At 49.2% G+C, this 15,841-nt stretch carries 16 protein-coding genes; all 16 read left to right on the plus strand.

Annotated elements, in window-relative coordinates; genetic code table 11:
• The first annotated feature begins 150 nt into the window (after positions 1–150).
• The 16 genes from VN379_RS03320 (at position 151) to VN379_RS03395 (ending at position 15,818) form a co-directional block, all read left to right on the plus strand.
• Entirely contained in the window at positions 151–1,419 is a 1,269-nt protein-coding gene (locus VN379_RS03320; protein ID WP_325530771.1) for an MFS transporter, read from the plus strand.
• 160 nt (positions 1,420–1,579) lie between these two features.
• On the plus strand, positions 1,580–2,077 hold the full coding sequence (gene msrA, locus VN379_RS03325) for a peptide-methionine (S)-S-oxide reductase MsrA (RefSeq protein WP_325530773.1): 498 nt from the start codon (positions 1,580–1,582) through the stop codon (positions 2,075–2,077).
• A 253-nt stretch (positions 2,078–2,330) separates the two neighbouring features.
• Positions 2,331–4,310 carry a sigma-54-dependent Fis family transcriptional regulator gene (locus VN379_RS03330; RefSeq protein ID WP_325530775.1) on the plus strand — a complete coding sequence of 660 codons (1,980 nt, stop codon included), beginning with the start codon at positions 2,331–2,333 and terminating at the stop codon, positions 4,308–4,310.
• 269 nt (positions 4,311–4,579) lie between these two features.
• Positions 4,580–4,951: a Lin0512 family protein gene (locus tag VN379_RS03335; RefSeq protein WP_325530777.1), complete on the plus strand. Its 372-nt coding sequence runs from the start codon at positions 4,580–4,582 to the stop codon at positions 4,949–4,951.
• 45 nt (positions 4,952–4,996) lie between these two features.
• On the plus strand, positions 4,997–5,959 hold the full coding sequence (locus VN379_RS03340; protein ID WP_325530779.1) for a thiamine pyrophosphate-dependent dehydrogenase E1 component subunit alpha: 963 nt from the start codon (positions 4,997–4,999) through the stop codon (positions 5,957–5,959).
• Positions 5,960–5,982: 23 nt separating this feature from the next.
• Entirely contained in the window at positions 5,983–6,954 is a 972-nt protein-coding gene (locus VN379_RS03345) for an alpha-ketoacid dehydrogenase subunit beta (RefSeq protein WP_325530781.1), read from the plus strand.
• Positions 6,955–6,981: 27 nt separating this feature from the next.
• A complete protein-coding gene (locus tag VN379_RS03350; RefSeq protein WP_325530783.1) occupies positions 6,982–8,010 on the plus strand; it encodes an ATP-NAD kinase family protein in 1,029 nt (342 codons plus the stop codon).
• Positions 8,010–9,206, plus strand: coding sequence for a dihydrolipoamide acetyltransferase family protein (locus tag VN379_RS03355; protein ID WP_325530784.1), 1,197 nt, complete (start codon positions 8,010–8,012; stop codon positions 9,204–9,206). The genes VN379_RS03350 and VN379_RS03355 overlap by 1 nt, the downstream gene beginning before the upstream one ends.
• Positions 9,207–9,263: 57 nt before the next feature.
• A complete protein-coding gene (locus VN379_RS03360; protein ID WP_325530786.1) occupies positions 9,264–9,590 on the plus strand; it encodes a carboxymuconolactone decarboxylase family protein in 327 nt (108 codons plus the stop codon).
• Complete coding sequence (gene lipA / locus VN379_RS03365) at positions 9,590–10,471, plus strand: lipoyl synthase (protein WP_325530788.1); 882 nt, start codon at positions 9,590–9,592, stop codon at positions 10,469–10,471. The genes VN379_RS03360 and lipA overlap by 1 nt, the downstream gene beginning before the upstream one ends.
• A gap of 131 nt (positions 10,472–10,602) precedes the next feature.
• Positions 10,603–10,902, plus strand: coding sequence for a DUF6506 family protein (locus VN379_RS03370; RefSeq protein ID WP_325530790.1), 300 nt, complete (start codon positions 10,603–10,605; stop codon positions 10,900–10,902).
• Positions 10,899–11,612 carry a lipoyl(octanoyl) transferase LipB gene (gene lipB, locus VN379_RS03375; protein ID WP_325530792.1) on the plus strand — a complete coding sequence of 238 codons (714 nt, stop codon included), beginning with the start codon at positions 10,899–10,901 and terminating at the stop codon, positions 11,610–11,612. Before VN379_RS03370 ends, lipB begins: the two co-directional genes overlap by 4 nt.
• The gene (locus tag VN379_RS03380) at positions 11,613–12,704 is read left to right on the plus strand and encodes a biotin/lipoate A/B protein ligase family protein (protein ID WP_325530794.1); all 1,092 of its coding nucleotides are present in this window, start codon (positions 11,613–11,615) and stop codon (positions 12,702–12,704) included.
• Positions 12,705–12,725: 21 nt separating this feature from the next.
• The gene (locus tag VN379_RS03385; protein WP_325530796.1) at positions 12,726–13,145 is read left to right on the plus strand and encodes a glycine cleavage system protein H; all 420 of its coding nucleotides are present in this window, start codon (positions 12,726–12,728) and stop codon (positions 13,143–13,145) included.
• 46 nt (positions 13,146–13,191) lie between these two features.
• Positions 13,192–14,652, plus strand: a complete 1,461-nt coding sequence (locus tag VN379_RS03390) for an FAD-binding oxidoreductase (RefSeq protein ID WP_325530798.1) — start codon at positions 13,192–13,194, stop codon at positions 14,650–14,652.
• The gene (locus VN379_RS03395) at positions 14,649–15,818 is read left to right on the plus strand and encodes a (Fe-S)-binding protein (RefSeq protein WP_325530800.1); all 1,170 of its coding nucleotides are present in this window, start codon (positions 14,649–14,651) and stop codon (positions 15,816–15,818) included. The genes VN379_RS03390 and VN379_RS03395 overlap by 4 nt, the downstream gene beginning before the upstream one ends.
• Positions 15,819–15,841 lie beyond the last annotated feature (23 nt).

Here is a 15,841-nt window from a genome sequence, read left to right on the forward strand (position 1 = left end):
GGATATATTGTGATATTATTTTACCACAAACTTGCATTTGCATATAGAAAAGAGAGAAGTGATCCCGGTTATTTTTGAATCTTACTGCCGGTGTACTGGTAGGATATTCTATTGATGCCGCGAATAGTATGACTCAGGAGGGAAATTGACATGTTGAAGAATATGCTAAAGGCTCTCTACAACCGAAACTACCAGATTTTTTTTACCGGGCAGGGTTTGTCGATTATTGGAACGTGGATTCAAAATATTGCCTTAAGCTGGCTGGTTTATCGACTGACTGATTCAGCTTTCATGCTGGGATTAGTCGCTTTTATGGGGCAGATTCCAAACTTTTTTCTGGCGCCCTTTGCCGGCGTATGGATTGACCGGTGGAGCAAACGCAATGTCCTTGTTGTCACGCAACTGCTCAGTCTGATTCAAGCTGCTTTATTGGCCTGGCTTACCCTCGAAAACAGACTGGAGATAGCACATGTCTTATCCTTAAGTCTGTTGCTTGGCGGTATTACTGCTTTTGATGTACCAGCCCGTAATGCGATCTCAGTAGAGATGATGGATACCCAGGACGAACGTCAAAATGCTATTGCTTTAAATTCAGTTACATACAATATGGCACGGCTGCTTGGTCCGGCAGCAGCAGGTGTCCTTATCCCGGTTATCGGCGAAGGCTACTGTTTTCTGCTGAATGTCGCCAGTTATTTCATCTCGGTACTATCACTTGTTGCTTTACGGCTGAGGGTTAGTCATCACGAGAAGCAGCCTGATAATATGCTTCAACAGTTTCAGGCAGGCTATGCATATACTTTTAAACAGCTGCCACTGCGGAATATCCTGATACTTCTTGGTATTATCAGTCTGACAGCAATGCCGTATATAGTGCTGCTGCCGGTGTTTGTAACTCAGAAACTAGGAGCGAGCGTGGGAGCGATGGGATTTTTGTTAGCTGTTTCCGGTTGTGGTTCACTCCTTGCTGCGATTGGGATTGCTGCCCGGTCTGGATTTCAGGGACTGGAAAAGTTATTGATTGTCGCAGCAACTACCATAGGTTGCGGATTGATTGGTTTTATGTTGCCTGCTAGCCTATGGTTTGCCGGTATATTGATGTTTATGCTTGGTGTAGGATTTTTGATTCAGGTAGTCGGCAGCAATACCTTGCTGCAATGTATGGTAGATGATTCAATGCGTGGCAGGGTAATGAGCTTTTATACGATGACACTGATGGGGATAGGACCAATCGGCAGCCTGCTTGCGGGTTTTTTGGCAAGCCAGATTGGTGTAATCTATACCCTGGCACTAGGGGGCGTGTGCTCTTTGGCCGGAGCGGTTTTTTTTGCCAGAAATCTGGACGTATTCCGTAGGCAGGCCTGCCCTATTTATGTCAAGTCAGGCAGCTTATCCTCGCGGGATGACTGTCATTTTTAAATGTACATTATATGGTGAACTACCTCGTATCTTCGATGATTAATAAAGCTGCAACCAGTACAGTATATAATTAACCGGTCATTGTACTATTCTCTGAATTGGGAACAATTAGGCATCATTAGCGGAATACATCACAATTTTTATAGGGAGGGACTGGCTAATGAAGAAGCTATGGCTTGCAGGAGGCTGCTTCTGGGGGGTTGAAGCATACTTTCAGCAATTGAAAGGTGTACTGGAGACACGGGTCGGGTATGGGCAGGGCGATACAGACAAGCCCACCTATGAGCAGGTATGTTCAGGGCGGACCGGGCATACTGAGATCTGTGAAATCATTTACGACGAAGAGTTGTTGCCAACCCGCAAGGTACTGGAGAATTATTTCCGGATCATCGACCCAACAAGCCTTAACCGCCAGGGGCCGGACCGGGGGACACAATATCGGTCCGGGGTCTATTATGATGATGAGGCAGAGAGGCCGCTTATCCTGGAATTTATTAAAACAATGCAGTCTCAATACGAAGCACCTATTGTTGTCGAGGTTGAGCAATTAAAGAACTTTTATCCTGCAGAGGACTATCATCAGGATTATTTGAGAAAAACACCTGGCGGGTACTGCCATATAGATCTTGGATTAGCCAAGCCTGAGGAGCGCAGCTAAGCTTCAGGTATCTGATTTCTCTCAGCAGGTGCAGTCATTTAGTTGTCCTCCTTTTGTAAAAGGAGGACTTTTCTTACTTATTGACCGCTGCAGCTTTGCTGTTCATGCGGTGATCTTTTTATACATAAATAAGATCTGTCGGGAGGAGACGGATAGGTAAAACTTGAATCAGGTGATAAATATTGCAGGAATTTAGTGATGTTCTTAGAATTCCTACAATAATAGTGTCAAGGCGCTGATAGGGGTGTTGCAAATGCTTAGAGACAAACCGGTCGGGTTATCTAGTAAAGATTTGGCCTGGAAAGCGTTTGTTGGCAAGGGGAAGCTGGAGGGTCAAATCATCTTGCCCGAGATTGCAGACTCATGGGTAAGATGTTTTCAGGCAGGTCTTAATTCAGATGACGGCAGAGCTCAGAATATTTTGGAACACGCAGCTGTTCGGATGCTGCTGGAAAAGAATCAGGAGATTATTAATATAGCAAAGCCATTTATGGCCAATATTTACGAGTTTTTTCGCAACTCGGGTTTTATTGTGGTGTTAGCTGATGTGAACGGCTATGTGATGGAGTGCTTTGGGGACCGGGATTCGCTGACTAGTGCCAAAAAGCTGCATTTTGTCCGGGGAGCAAGCTGGCGGGAGTGTGATGTGGGCACAAACGCAATTGCAATCGGGCTGGCGACCGGTAAACCGGTGCAGGTTTCCGGTGCAGAACATTACTGCGCCAAACATCACTGGTGGACTTGTTCTGCTGCGCCTATTTATGGCATTGATGGTCAGATTGTTGCCTTTCTCGATTTATCAGGGCCGGCTCAGGCAGCCTATTCGCATACTTTGGGTATGGTTGCGGCTGCCGCTAACGCGATTAGCATGCAGATCGGCATGGAGCAGAAGAAGAATGAGCTGTCTTTGATGAATAAGCACTTATCAAGTATATTTAATACAATGTCAGAGGGTGTAATTTTATTTGATCGTTTTGGTTTAGTAAAAGAATACAATCCTATTGCCAGAAAGCTGTTGGGACAGAGCAGCGCTCTGCTTCAGGGAGCTTCGGTGCAGACAATCTTCAAAGGGAATAATCAATTAATACAACAGTTGCTAACCGGCAAAGAGACCGAGATTGAGCTGGAGTTTCAGACCGGCTGTGATTCAGGGCCAAACCGTTGTGTCATCTCGGGTGAGTCAATCCTTGACAAACAAGGCTGCAGCAATGGCGGGGTTATTATCCTGCGGCCTGCCGAAAAGAGTCATAGTTTAATCAACAGGGCAAGCGGCTATTATACGACTTTTCAATTCAAAAATATCCTGGGCAGCAGTGGCGCGATTTTAGAGGCTGTGCGTCAAGCGGCCTCGGCTGCCGTTACCGTATCTAATGTTGTTTTGCAGGGGGAAAGCGGTACCGGGAAAGAGATGTTCGCCCAGGCAATCCACAACAAGAGTGCCAGGTGCAGTGGTCCGTTTATTGCGTTAAACTGCGGCGCCATCCCCAGAGAGTTAGTGGCAAGCGAACTGTTTGGCTATGAGGACGGCGCGTTTACCGGGGCCAAGCGAGGTGGCAGGGCGGGGAAATTTGAATTAGCTTCAGGTGGCACCTTGTTTCTTGACGAGATCGGTGATATGCCGTTAGAGCAGCAGGTTGCCTTGCTCAGGGTGCTGCAAGAAAAGAAGGTTTCCCGGATTGGCGGGAATAAGGTGATCCCTGTTGATGTGCGAATCATTTGTGCAACGAATAAAGAGTTAAACAGGCTTGTTAAAGACGGAATGTTCCGGCAGGATTTATACTACCGTTTGAATGTATTTAAGATCGAAATTCCACCCTTGCGGCAGCGGCGGGAGGATATCGAATTGCTGTTTCGTAATTTTGTTAATCAAATTGGCAGTGAGCAGGGACGTGTGTATACGATTGATGCAAGTGTATTTGCACTGATAAACCGGTACAATTGGCCGGGGAATGTCCGGGAACTCCATAATGCTGCCGAAAGAGCCTGCAACATGGCGGAAAACGGTGTTATTTCAGTGTCCTGTTTTCCTTCTGAGATTTGCTGTCCCCTTACTACTCTGAACCAGGCTGTGACCGGCAATAAGGAGATAAGGCAGGGCCTGCTTGATTATGAGATTGCCAAGATCAGGGCTTTACTTGCGACAGAGGGCGGCAATATAAGCAGGGTAGCCGGGATACTGGGGATTGCGCGCAGTACGCTTTATCGCAAAATTAAGAGACACTCAATTCACTAATGGGCCATCATTGTTGCAAAGTGTAGCGTAAGGTACGTGAACGCTACAGAGTGCTACAATCGATGCTACAAAATCTGTTGTAAGCAAGCTGTAAATTGGCAGCCGGAAAACAAATAGATATTTCAGAATTATGACAATACAGGGAACTGAAGCTCCTGAAAGGGGTTATCAGTTCCCTTTTTTTATTGTTGGCACAAGATTTGCAATTATAGTGTTGTGCATGGTCATTCTTGCAGCTCAGTGAAAACTTTTTAAACGGAGGTGATAAGGTGAAACGCAAACGATTTATTGTCGAGCTGGGTATGGGCGCTGATTTACACGGCGGCGATGCCACTAAAGCCGCCCAGCGGGCAGTAAAAGACGCCATGTCCAAAAGTTGTCTCTGTGGTTTATTTGACATTGCCGGCATCAGTGACCCTAACCAGATGCAGGTTGAAGTGCGGATTGGCTGTCCGCAGCCGGAAAAAATCAACCACGATGCGGTTAGAGCGGTAATACCGTTTGGGTCTGTAACTGTGGAAACGGTGTCAGGAGGGCTTGCGGCCCAGGGACTGCACCTGCCGGCGCTCGGTGAAGGGGATACTATCGTTGTTGCTGTAGCTGCACTTACTGTATATGTTGCAATGCCTTACACTGTTTAGGTTTATTACCATGTATGATCAAGAAGAGAAAATGGGGGGAGAATTATGGAAATTACCAAAGAGAAATTACTGGGCTTTTATGAAACTATGCTCACAATCAGGGCGTTTGAAAACAAAGCGGTAGAGTTGTTTGCCGATAATCAACTGCCGGGGTTCGTGCATTTGTATCTTGGGGAAGAAGCGGTCGCCACCGGTGTTTGCGGCAGCCTGACCGATAAGGACTATATCACGAGTACTCACCGGGGCCATGGGCATTTGCTGGCCAAAGGCGGCAAGGTTGACCTGATGATGGCTGAATTGTTTGGTAAGGCAACAGGCTATTGCAAAGGCAAAGGCGGTTCTATGCATATTGCTGACGTTGAACTGGGAATTTTGGGAGCTAACGGTATTGTCGGCGCCGGACAGCCGATTTCGGCCGGTGCGGCGTTTGCCTGCCAGTACAAAAAAACCGACGCTGTGGCTGTGTGCTTCTTTGGCGATGCCGCATCCAACCGTGGTACTTTCCATGAAGCGTTGAATATGGCTTCCATCTGGAAGCTGCCGCTGGTTTTTATTTGTGAAAATAATATGTACGGTATTTCCAATTGCCAGCGGGACCACATGCGGATTACTGATGTCTCAGACCGGGCCAGCGCTTATGGCATACCGGGGGTGACTGTGGACGGCAATGATGTGATTGCTGTTTATGAAGCGGCCGCTGCGGCTATTGCCCGGGCAAGGAAAGGGGATGGCCCCAGCCTGATTGAATGCAAGACCTGGAGATGGCGCGGCCATTTTGAGGGCGATCCCGGCGCGTACAAAGACCCGGCAGAACAAGAAGCCTGGCTGCAGAAAGATCCTATTCCCCGGTTTGAACACAAGCTGGTGGAACTAAAATACGCTACCATTGCTGAATTAGAGGAAATCAAGACCAAAGTGGACGCTCACATTGCGGCGGCTATTAAATTCTCTCAAGACAGTCCGTATCCTAACCCGGAAGACGCTTTAACCGACGTGTACGCAGAATAATCTAATTGAGGAGAGGGTGAAACATGATGACAGAAATGACTTATGCTGAGGCTATCAGAGATGGAATGCGCGTTGAGATGCAAAGGGATTCCAATGTTTTCATTTGGGGCGAGGATGTGGCCAAGTTTGGCGGTTGTTTTGGCGTGACAGGCAACTTGTTTGCCGAGTTTCCCGGGCGGGTGATTGACACTCCTATCAGTGAAACGGCCATTGTTGGCGCGGCCGTAGGCGCGGCTGCCGCCGGTCTTCGTCCGATTGCCGAAATTATGTTTGTGGATTTTATGGGGGTTTGTCTGGATGAGTTATTCAATCAGGCGGCAAAAATGCATTATATGTTTGGCGGCAAGGCCAAAATCCCTATGGTACTCAGAACTCCCTGCGGTGCCGGTATGGGCGCTGCAGCTCAGCATTCACAGTCTATGGAAGCCTGGTTTACTCATATCCCCGGCGTAAAAACGGTGATGCCTTCGACCCCGGCTGATGCCAAGGGCCTGATGGCGGCCGCGATCCGGGATAACAATCCGGTAATGTATATCGAACATAAGCAGCTTTTTGGCGTTAAAGGCGATGTGCCTGAGGGCGAGTACGTTATTCCCCTCGGCAAGGCAGATATAAAGAGAGCAGGATCTGATGTCACGATCGTGGCCTGGTCCTGGATGGTTCAAAAAGCATTGGCAGCAGCCGAAGCACTGGCCGGGGAGGGGATTAATGCCGAAGTGCTTGACCCCCGTACCCTTATCCCACTTGATACCGAAAGCATCTTACAATCGGTAGGCAAGACCGGCAAACTGGTTATCGTTCATGAAGCAGTTAAAACCGGCGGCTTTGGTGGCGAAATCGCCGCTATTGTTGCTGAAGAAGGAATGGATCTGCTGGATGGTCCAATTAAACGGGTTGCTATGCCTTTTGCCCCGATTCCATTCAGCCCGGCGCTGGAAAGCATTGTCATTCCCAGTGAAGAACAAATCGTGGCTGCCGTTAAAAGCCTGTTCTAACCAGCATACAAGGTGGTGAGGGGAAGTATGGGGCATGTCGGCATCATCGCGAATCCGGCATCTGGTAAGGATATCCGGCGGCTTGTGGCGTACGGAACGGTTGTGGATAATCAGGAAAAAGTGAATATTGTCCGGCGGCTTATTCTCAGTCTGGCTGCTACCGGTGTTACCAAAATCACATATATGCCGGAGTATTATGGCATTGTCCCGGGCGCGGTGGAGAGCATTTGCAGCCGTCACCGGCCGGATATGGAATTTGCAGCGGCAGACATGTGTATGACAGGCACACAACTGGACAGCTTTCGTGCCGCAGAAATTATGGCCCAATGCGGGGTTGGCTGTTTAATTACGCTGGGCGGTGACGGAACAAACCGCATGGTTGCCAAGGGTTGCCGGGATGTGCCCCTTCTTCCGATTTCCACTGGGACGAACAATGTTTTTCCCACGTTGGTCGAAGGCACAATCGCCGGTTTGGCGGCTGCCGTTGTTGCCAAAGGGCTGGTAACCGGGGCACCGGCCATAAAACCCAGTAAGAAGCTTAACATCTATAAGAATGGCCGGCTGATTGATAGTGCGATTGTTGATGCGGTTGTGCTTAATGAAGCTTTTATTGGTTCAAGGGCAGTCTGGGATGCCAAAAAAATCAGGCGTATTGTAGTGACCAGAGGCGAGCCGCATAACATCGGCATAGCGTCAATCGCCGGTAATCTGGTCCCTGTGATGCCAGGTGAGCCCAGAGGGGCCGATATTGAAGTAGGTCCAGGCAGCATTCAACTGCGCGCTCCGATTGCACCAGGCCTGATTGAACAGGTACCGGTCCGGAATTATGGCTATATCAGGATTGGTCAGGTTATTGAGGTCAATGAAGCCTGTGTAATTGCTTTGGACGGAGAGCGGGAGGTTGAGATCCGGGCCGGGGAAAAAGCTCATATTGAGCTGACTTTTGACGGGCCTAAAGTAATCGATGCTGAAGCGGCGCTGCGCATAGCTGTCGCCGGCGGCTATAGTAAGTTCAACAACAACTTTAAACCAGTTCACGATGAGGAGGAGCAGTAATGGCCACAGAGGTTAATATGCCGAAACTAGGCTTGTCCATGAAAGAAGGTACTGTAGGTAAATGGCTGATCAATGAAGGAGACCCAGTCAAAAAGGGCGATGCCCTGCTGGAAGTCATGACAGATAAGATTGCCAATAAGATTGATGCCCCAGCCGATGGGGTTTTGCTAAAAATTGTTGCCAATAAGAAAGCTAAACTCCCGATTGGCGGTCTCCTGGGGGTTATCGGCAATGCGGGTGAAGATATTAGCGAACTGTTAAGGTCTGCTGCCAACAGTACTGCCAGGGTGGCTCCGGCTGGTAAGACCACAGGCGGGCAGCCGGCCAGGAAAGCAGTGGCTGCCGTACCAGGCGCCAGGGTGAAAATTTCTCCGGCAGCCCGGGCGCTGGCTGAAGCAAATGCCATTGATTATACCGTGATTGCCGGCACCGGGCCGGAAGGACGGATTGTCAGGGAAGATGTAGAGCAGGCAATCGCTAACGCGAGCGCGGCAGCAGACGACCGCGCTGTCATTGAGGTCATTCCTTATGAGGGAATGCGTCAGGCTATCGGTGAAAACATGGCTAATAGCTGGGCTGTAGCACCTAAGGTTACTCACCATGTGGGCGTGGACTTATCGGCACTGCAGGTTTTGCGGGCCACAATCAATGCCGATGTAAAAGATACCGAAAAAATCTCCGTCACCGACATCCTTGTTAAAGCGGTTGCAAAAGCGCTGCAGGCTCACCCCAGGATTAACTCGACCCTAAGCGGGGATGAGATCAGGGTGTTGCAGGATATCAATGTCGGGGTGGCTATCGCGATTCCGGATGGATTAGTTGTTCCGGTCGTTAAGAATGCCAACCAAAAGAGCCTGGCTGATGTTAGCAAGCAAATTAAGGATTTTGCCAAACGGGCCCGGAAAAACAAGCTTGACCCGGAAGAGATGACTGGTGGTACCTTCACCATTACTAATTTGGGTGGCTATGGGTCGGTCGATTACTTTACTCCTATTATCAATCAACCGGAGTCAGCCATCTTAGGTGTCGGGCGGACTGTCAGACAGCCTGCTGTTCAGGGCGAACAGATTGTCATTAAACCCATCATGGGCCTGTCTCTGGCCTTTGATCACAGGGTAATTGACGGCGCACCGGCAGCAGAATTTTTGGCCTTGTTAATTAAACTTATCGAACAGCCACACAAAATCTTTATTTAATCGTTACTCTCAAAATAAAAAAAGAAAAGGCAGGGAGATACAATGGCAGGAGATTGCATGGAGTTAGTGAGTGAACTACAGACAGGAATGGGTCAGGTACAAGCGGAGAGCCCGGAGCTTATGGCCGCATTCGTGCAGATGGATCAGGCCGCCTATGTGGAAGGGGAATTAGAGCGCAAGTACAAAGAACTGATCGGTATCGGCATTGCTCTGGCCGTACGCTGCGAATATTGTATGAATATTCATGTTAAAAATGCCTTGGCAGAGGGAGCTACCAGAGAGGAAATACTGGAAGCAGCCGCAGTTGCCGTAGCTTTTGGCGGGTCACCGGCTATGGCGTACCTGTCCACCACGATTATGAAAGCGCTTGATGCTTTCGAGTAATGGACAAAACTGCCGGTATGCCTACTGACAGACCACCGTGGCTTACTTTGCCGGTGCCTGAAGAATCGGCGCTCAACCGTATGAAAGCGCTGCTGGACCAAGGCCGGTTACATACCGTGTGTGAAAGCGCCGACTGTCCCAATATCGGCGAATGCTTTGGCAATAAGACCTGTACATTTATGATTTTAGGCAACCACTGTACCCGGAATTGCCGCTTTTGCGCGGTGAACCATGGGTTGCCGGAGGCGGTAGATTGTAATGAACCACACATGCTGGCAGCGACTGCTAAGCAGTTAGGGTTAAAACACGTTGTTATTACATCGGTAACCCGGGATGACCTCGCTGATGGAGGGGCCGGGCAGTTTGCGGCCGCTATCGGGGCGGTGAGGGCGCAGCTGCCTAAGGCCGGTATAGAGGTACTTATTCCGGATTTTAAGGGAAACCGGGAGGCATTGCAGACGGTGCTCCAGGCTAAACCCAATATCCTTAACCATAATATCGAAACTGTACCTAGACTTTATCCGGTCGTTCGGCCACAGGCGGTTTATTCGCGTTCCCTGGAACTCATAAACCGGACCAGTCAGGCTGGGGCCGGGATATTGCCCAAATCAGGCTTGATGCTGGGACTCGGTGAAGAGATCGCTGAAGTAGTTGAAGTAATGAAAGATTTACATCATTGCGGCTGTAAAATGCTGACCCTTGGACAATATCTTAGCCCATCCCCAGATCATTTACCTGTTGTGGAATACATACATCCTGATGTGTTTACATGGCTGGCGCAGAAAGCACAAAAAATCGGCTTTTCTCAGGTAAGTGCCGGACCGCTGGTGCGTAGTTCTTATCACGCCGGATACTCTTTTGCCGAACTGGCCCAGGCGTGAGCCAACCGCCAGTTTTATCCGATGACTAACCCGCTCTAAGACTCCCAGCTTCTGCAAGTGGGAGTTATACCCAAAGGGCACAGGCGAGCGGCTATGTCTCACTTTATCAGTCTTTATTAGGAGGGACACGAATGCTTAAAGCAGCCTTTGTTTTTGTTGCGCCTGAGGCCAACAGTAAGCAGCATAGGTCGGTGATAACTACCCCTGCTGTGGAATTGACCGTTGTGGGGGTAAGCGATGTTCAGTCAGCTGTTGCGGCAGTGGAAGAGCTTGTTGAACAAGGCATAGGAGCTATTGAATTATGTGGTGGTTTTGGACATGAAGGGGTGGCAGCCGTTAAAAAGGCGGCTAATAAGCAGGCTGTTGTCGGCGTAGTTCGGTTTGATGTTCACCCCGGACTGGATGGAAAAAGCGGCGATGATGTTTTTTGAGAGAGCAGATTAGCCGTAAAGCCTGCAAGTTATTACTGTTAGGACGCATTCCTTACACTGAGGCGTGGCAATTACAACAAGAGATTGCGGCGGCACGCCGCAGCGGCAGCGGTAAAGATACCTTACTGCTTGTTGAACATTTGCCTGTGTACACGCTGGGAAGGTCGGGCAGTAAGTCAAACATTAAGGTCTCAGATGAGGTCCTGTTAACAGCGGGACTTGAGGTCATTGAAGTCGACCGGGGCGGGGATGTCACTTATCATGGCCCCGGTCAACTGGTAGGGTATCCGATATTGGACCTCAGGGGCTACCAACAGGACTTGCACCGCTATGCAGAGATGCTTGAGGAAGTCATTATCAGGACACTGGACCAATATGGGATAAAGGGCTTCCGGGAAAATGGCTTAACCGGGGTATGGACCGCTAGTGGAAAAGTAGCTGCTATCGGCATCGGGGCGCGCGGCTGGGTAACCATGCACGGTTTTGCCTTGAATGTAAATCCTGATATGGATTATTTTAGCTTAATTAACCCTTGTGGTATAACCAATCGACCAGTTGTGTCAATGCAAGCGCTGGGTGTTGATGTGACCCTTGAGGAAGTTAGCAAAAAGATGGTTGAGCAGTTTGCCGATATTTTCGGTGTAGAGTTTTCATTAATTAAGCGTGATTGCTTACACGCTGGGCCGGGGAGCCGGTATGGAGGGCAATAAATGGACCTATATCGGCTGGGGGCTATACCGTGGGATGAGACACAGGCTATCTATCATGCATTGGCACAAAATCAACAGGAAGGGCTGGTCATCTGCCGCCCTGCCGGACGCTGTGTTTGCCTGGGCCTGCATGATGACTTGCTGCAAGAGGTCGACACGAACTATTGCCAGGGAAATAATATTCCAATTATCAGGCGGGATATCGGCGGCGGCATGGTCTTGCTGGCCGTAGAACAGATCTTTTTTCAACTGGTATTGCGGGCCGGTAATCCGCTGCTGACAGGCCGGCGAGAAGAATTTTTTACCCGGTTTTTACAACCTGCCATAAAAACATTAGCAGACTTTTCGATCAAGGCCGTGATTAAACCTCCTGCCGACATTGTTGTTAACGGTAAAAAAATTTCCGGGAACGGTGCTGGCGATATCAATGGTTTTTCAGTGTATACAGGCAATATTTTACTTGCCTTTGACCGAACCGCCATGGCCAATGTCCTCAATGTCCCCAGCAGCCGGTTTCGCGAGCATCTCAGGTTGTCGATGGAGCGGTATTTAACATCTATGAGTGAAGAACTTGGTTATATGCCGGACTACGGGACAGTCGAAGACTGGTTGGTTTATCATTTTTCAGCATGGCTGGATCTAAAGCGGGGTGAATACTCCGTAGATCTGCAGCAAGCCGTCAATAAGGCGGCAAAGTACCTAACAAGTCATGAGTTTTTAAACCTACCTGGCAAGCAGACCAAGGTACGTCAGGTAAAGATCAATGAAGGAACTTATGTACGCCTGCATCCATTTCCCCAATGCATCAAGACAACTGTTGCCGGTCAAAGTGGCTGCGGCAACAGGCGCGGCGGGCCATGCTCAGGTTACGCTATTCTGGTGGTCCAGAATAATAAAATAGTTGAATTTGAGAGTCATGGGCTAACATGCCTGGCGGAATACAAGTTAAATTCGCTGGCAACCTGTCTGATTGGCAGCTATTGGCACGAGCGTGATGTCAGGAATGCTTTGGCGCAATGGCTCTACAATGATGAGCGTGGTGCAGTTAAAGTTTTTAAAGACACACTAATCGATTGGATACTAGCTAGATAGAAAATAGGGAGTGATTTTTTAGTGGTACAGTATGACATTCCGCAAGGACTCTATTATACAAGCGATCATGCGTGGGTGAAGGTGGAAGGGAACACAATTCGTATTGGCATTACCGACTTTATGCAAAAATTGGCGGGAGAGATTACCTTTATCCGTATTCCCCGTGTGGGCAAAGCACTTGCGGCCGGTGCAACGCTCAGCTCAATCCAGTCGGGTAAGTGGGCTGGCAAGATTCAGGTGCCGATGGCGGGAAAGGTTCTTGAGGCCAATAGTGAATTGCCGGCTAATCCTAAGCTTTTAAATAGCGACAGCTATGGCGCGGGTTGGATTTGCGTTATGGAACCCGATAATCTGGTTGAAGGGCTGCAAAGCCTCATTCACGGTGATGACGCCGACAAATTTTTTACTGAGGAACATGCAAAGTTTGTAAAAACAGAGTAATTTTAATGTGGCTAAATCCAACCTTTTCTAAGGAAGGAGTATCGATATGGACGCGCAAACAGTGGAAAGATTAAAGCAAATATTTGGCGATCGTGCTACTGCCGATTTATTCGAGCGAGGTTTTTATGAGCGGGATCTGGCACCTGTACCGGATTTTTTAGTTAAACCAATTGCTGATACCCTGCCGGATATTGTCATCAGGCCCCAAATCACCGCGGAAGTAGCCTCCATCGTTAAGACTGCTGCTGAGCAACAGATTCCGGTAACGACAAGGGCGGGGGGCTCTACCGTTTATTTCAATACTGTATGTACACGTAAAGGCATAGTTGTGGACATAAACGGTATGGACGGCCTGTTAGCTGTTGACAAAGAAAACAACCTTGTCAGGGTGGGGGCAGGATTGACCTGGTGGAAACTGGAGCGTGCGCTAAACAGGGTTGGTCTGGCTACCTGTTCCTACCCGAGCAGTGCTCAGTCGGCTACTGTTGGCGGCTGGCTGGTTATGATGGGGTATGGGCTTGGTAGTTTAAAATACGGTCCGGTAATGGAACAGGTCATTTCAGCCCAGGTAGTTTTGCCTGACGGCAGTGTCAGGGAATTAAATAAAATAAGTCAACCGCCGGTCTCCTGGCTGGCCGCTTCTGAGGGAACATTAGGCATTGTCACCGAAGTCGAATTGAAGGTGCGGCCGCACCCTGAAAGTGAGTGGCATGGTTTAGCAGAATTCCGGAATGCCGGACAAATGCAGAGTTTTATTGAAAATACTGTAGCCTTAAGTAACAAACCCTTTAACCTGCACTTCAACGATCCTGGTTGCAACTCGCTCCGGCAGCGGCTGGGGATGGCAAGTGAACGTGCCGCTGCTGCTTACACGGTTGCGTTCGATGTAGATGGCTCAAAAGCGGAAACCGAGGCGGCGGGCCGTGACTATCAACGCTGTTTGCAGCAGGCAGACGGCGGTGATCTAGGTGAAGAAGCCGGTCACGAGTGGCAGCACCGTTTCTTTTCTTTAGTACTAAAACGGGAGGGTCCGTCATTATTAGGGGCCGAGATTTGGCTGCCTATTGATAGCCTGGCTGGCTATTTGGCAGATGTGGCTGTTTTTGAAAGTAAAAAGAACCTGGGCCTAAAAAGCTACGGACATATTGTATCAGCAAGGCATGCGATGGTCATGACCATGTTTAATGCCGATGAACGCGACACGCTTGGCTATTTACAAGGACTGGCTTTAGTAAAAAAACTGCATGACATCGGAGCAAAGCATGGCGGCAACCCTTACGGAATCGGCTTGTGGAACACGCCCTATCTACACAGATGCCAAACGTCGGCGGAGCTTGCTGAACTTAAACGGCGGAAGAAGCTGCTTGACCCCAACAATATTATGAATCCCGGCAAAAGATATCAGCCTCCCTTGCTGCTGCAACCGGCACTTTTTGGCTTGGGCATGGATTTGTTAGCAGCCACTACATTGGTATACAAGGGTAAGGCAGGGAGGGAACAGCTATGAGTTCAGGCAGTTTTTATAAAAATCTGATTGACGAATCCCTAATCTGTGGCCGGTGTGGCAATTGTCGCAGTGACTGCCCGGTATATCAGGAAATTGGCTGGGAGTCGGCGGCGCCGCGCGCTAAGATTTCGCTGGCGCGCGAGTTATTTGCCAGACAGGGCGATGCGAAGATTAGTGCGGAATATGCCAAGAGGATTACGCAATGCACAATGTGCGGTGCCTGTACCCGGGCTTGTGCCGCCAGAATTGATCTACAAACCTTATGGAAGGATTTACGGACAAAATTAGTAACAGAAGGCAAGGCGCCCGAAGCCTATAACGCAATGGCCGGGAATCTAAAAACCAGGAAAAATATTTCTAACTTTGCGAACACAACCAGACTTGACTGGGCCGAAGACCTTGATGAGGTGCCAGACTATCTTGACCAGGAGCAAGGGGCTGAAATCGTCTATTTTGTTGGCTGTGTATCTTCCTTTTTTCCCCGGGCCGCGCAAGTGCCTGTTGCCATGGTGCAATTGCTGGAAAAAGCAGAAGTTAGCTTTACAACCCTGGGCCCGGAAGAATGGTGCTGCGGGTTTCCTCTGCTGGCTGCCGGACACGGGGATGAGATCGCTGAGTTTGCCCGGCATAATGTAGAAAAGGTGCGGAGTCTTGGTGCGAAAACCTTAGTCACTGGCTGTGCATCCTGTTATCACGTATGGAGCCATGTCTATCCGGAGATATTGGGAGAAAGTCTTGGGTTCCGGCTGGTTCACGCGACAGAGATGTTATTTGATTTGATCAATGAAGGTAAATTAGTTCCCAATGAGTTAGATAAAACGGTTACCTATCATGACCCCTGTGATTTGGGGCGTAACAGCGGGGTTATCCAGGCGCCGCGAGCTATTATTAACAGTATCCCCGGAGTTAAGTTTATTGAAATGGCTACTTATGGTGAAGAATCTACCTGCTGCGGCGGCGGGGGGAATCTACAAGGAGCCGACCAGGGGCTGGCTGAAGCTATTGCCCGCAAACGTATCCAGGAGGCTGCTGCCACAAGGGCATCGATAGTAGTATCAGCCTGTCAACAGTGTGAACAGATGCTGGAGAAAGCAGCAAGAACGGAAAAACTGCCTGTACAGGTGATGGATGTTGCCGAATTGTTGTTAATGTCTGTCGAGGGGTAGTCTTGTTAGGTAAGAAAGGAGTA

The sequence above is a fragment of the Sporomusa sp. genome (assembly GCF_035561255.1).
Lineage (GTDB): Bacteria > Bacillota > Negativicutes > Sporomusales > Sporomusaceae > Sporomusa.

Excerpts from the sequence above, each read along its gene's own strand:
- VN379_RS03320 (WP_325530771.1), top strand. The coding sequence starts at position 151 with ATGTTGAAGAATATGCTAAAGGCTCTCTACAACCGAAACTACCAGATT.
- msrA (WP_325530773.1), top strand. The coding sequence starts at position 1,580 with ATGAAGAAGCTATGGCTTGCAGGAGGCTGCTTCTGGGGGGTTGAAGCA.
- VN379_RS03330 (WP_325530775.1), top strand. The coding sequence starts at position 2,331 with ATGCTTAGAGACAAACCGGTCGGGTTATCTAGTAAAGATTTGGCCTGG.
- VN379_RS03340 (WP_325530779.1), top strand. The coding sequence starts at position 4,997 with ATGGAAATTACCAAAGAGAAATTACTGGGCTTTTATGAAACTATGCTC.
- VN379_RS03345 (WP_325530781.1), top strand. The coding sequence starts at position 5,983 with ATGATGACAGAAATGACTTATGCTGAGGCTATCAGAGATGGAATGCGC.
- VN379_RS03350 (WP_325530783.1), top strand. The coding sequence starts at position 6,982 with ATGGGGCATGTCGGCATCATCGCGAATCCGGCATCTGGTAAGGATATC.
- VN379_RS03355 (WP_325530784.1), top strand. The coding sequence starts at position 8,010 with ATGGCCACAGAGGTTAATATGCCGAAACTAGGCTTGTCCATGAAAGAA.
- VN379_RS03360 (WP_325530786.1), top strand. The coding sequence starts at position 9,264 with ATGGAGTTAGTGAGTGAACTACAGACAGGAATGGGTCAGGTACAAGCG.
- lipA (WP_325530788.1), top strand. The coding sequence starts at position 9,590 with ATGGACAAAACTGCCGGTATGCCTACTGACAGACCACCGTGGCTTACT.
- VN379_RS03370 (WP_325530790.1), top strand. The coding sequence starts at position 10,603 with ATGCTTAAAGCAGCCTTTGTTTTTGTTGCGCCTGAGGCCAACAGTAAG.
- VN379_RS03380 (WP_325530794.1), top strand. The coding sequence starts at position 11,613 with ATGGACCTATATCGGCTGGGGGCTATACCGTGGGATGAGACACAGGCT.
- VN379_RS03390 (WP_325530798.1), top strand. The coding sequence starts at position 13,192 with ATGGACGCGCAAACAGTGGAAAGATTAAAGCAAATATTTGGCGATCGT.
- VN379_RS03395 (WP_325530800.1), top strand. The coding sequence starts at position 14,649 with ATGAGTTCAGGCAGTTTTTATAAAAATCTGATTGACGAATCCCTAATC.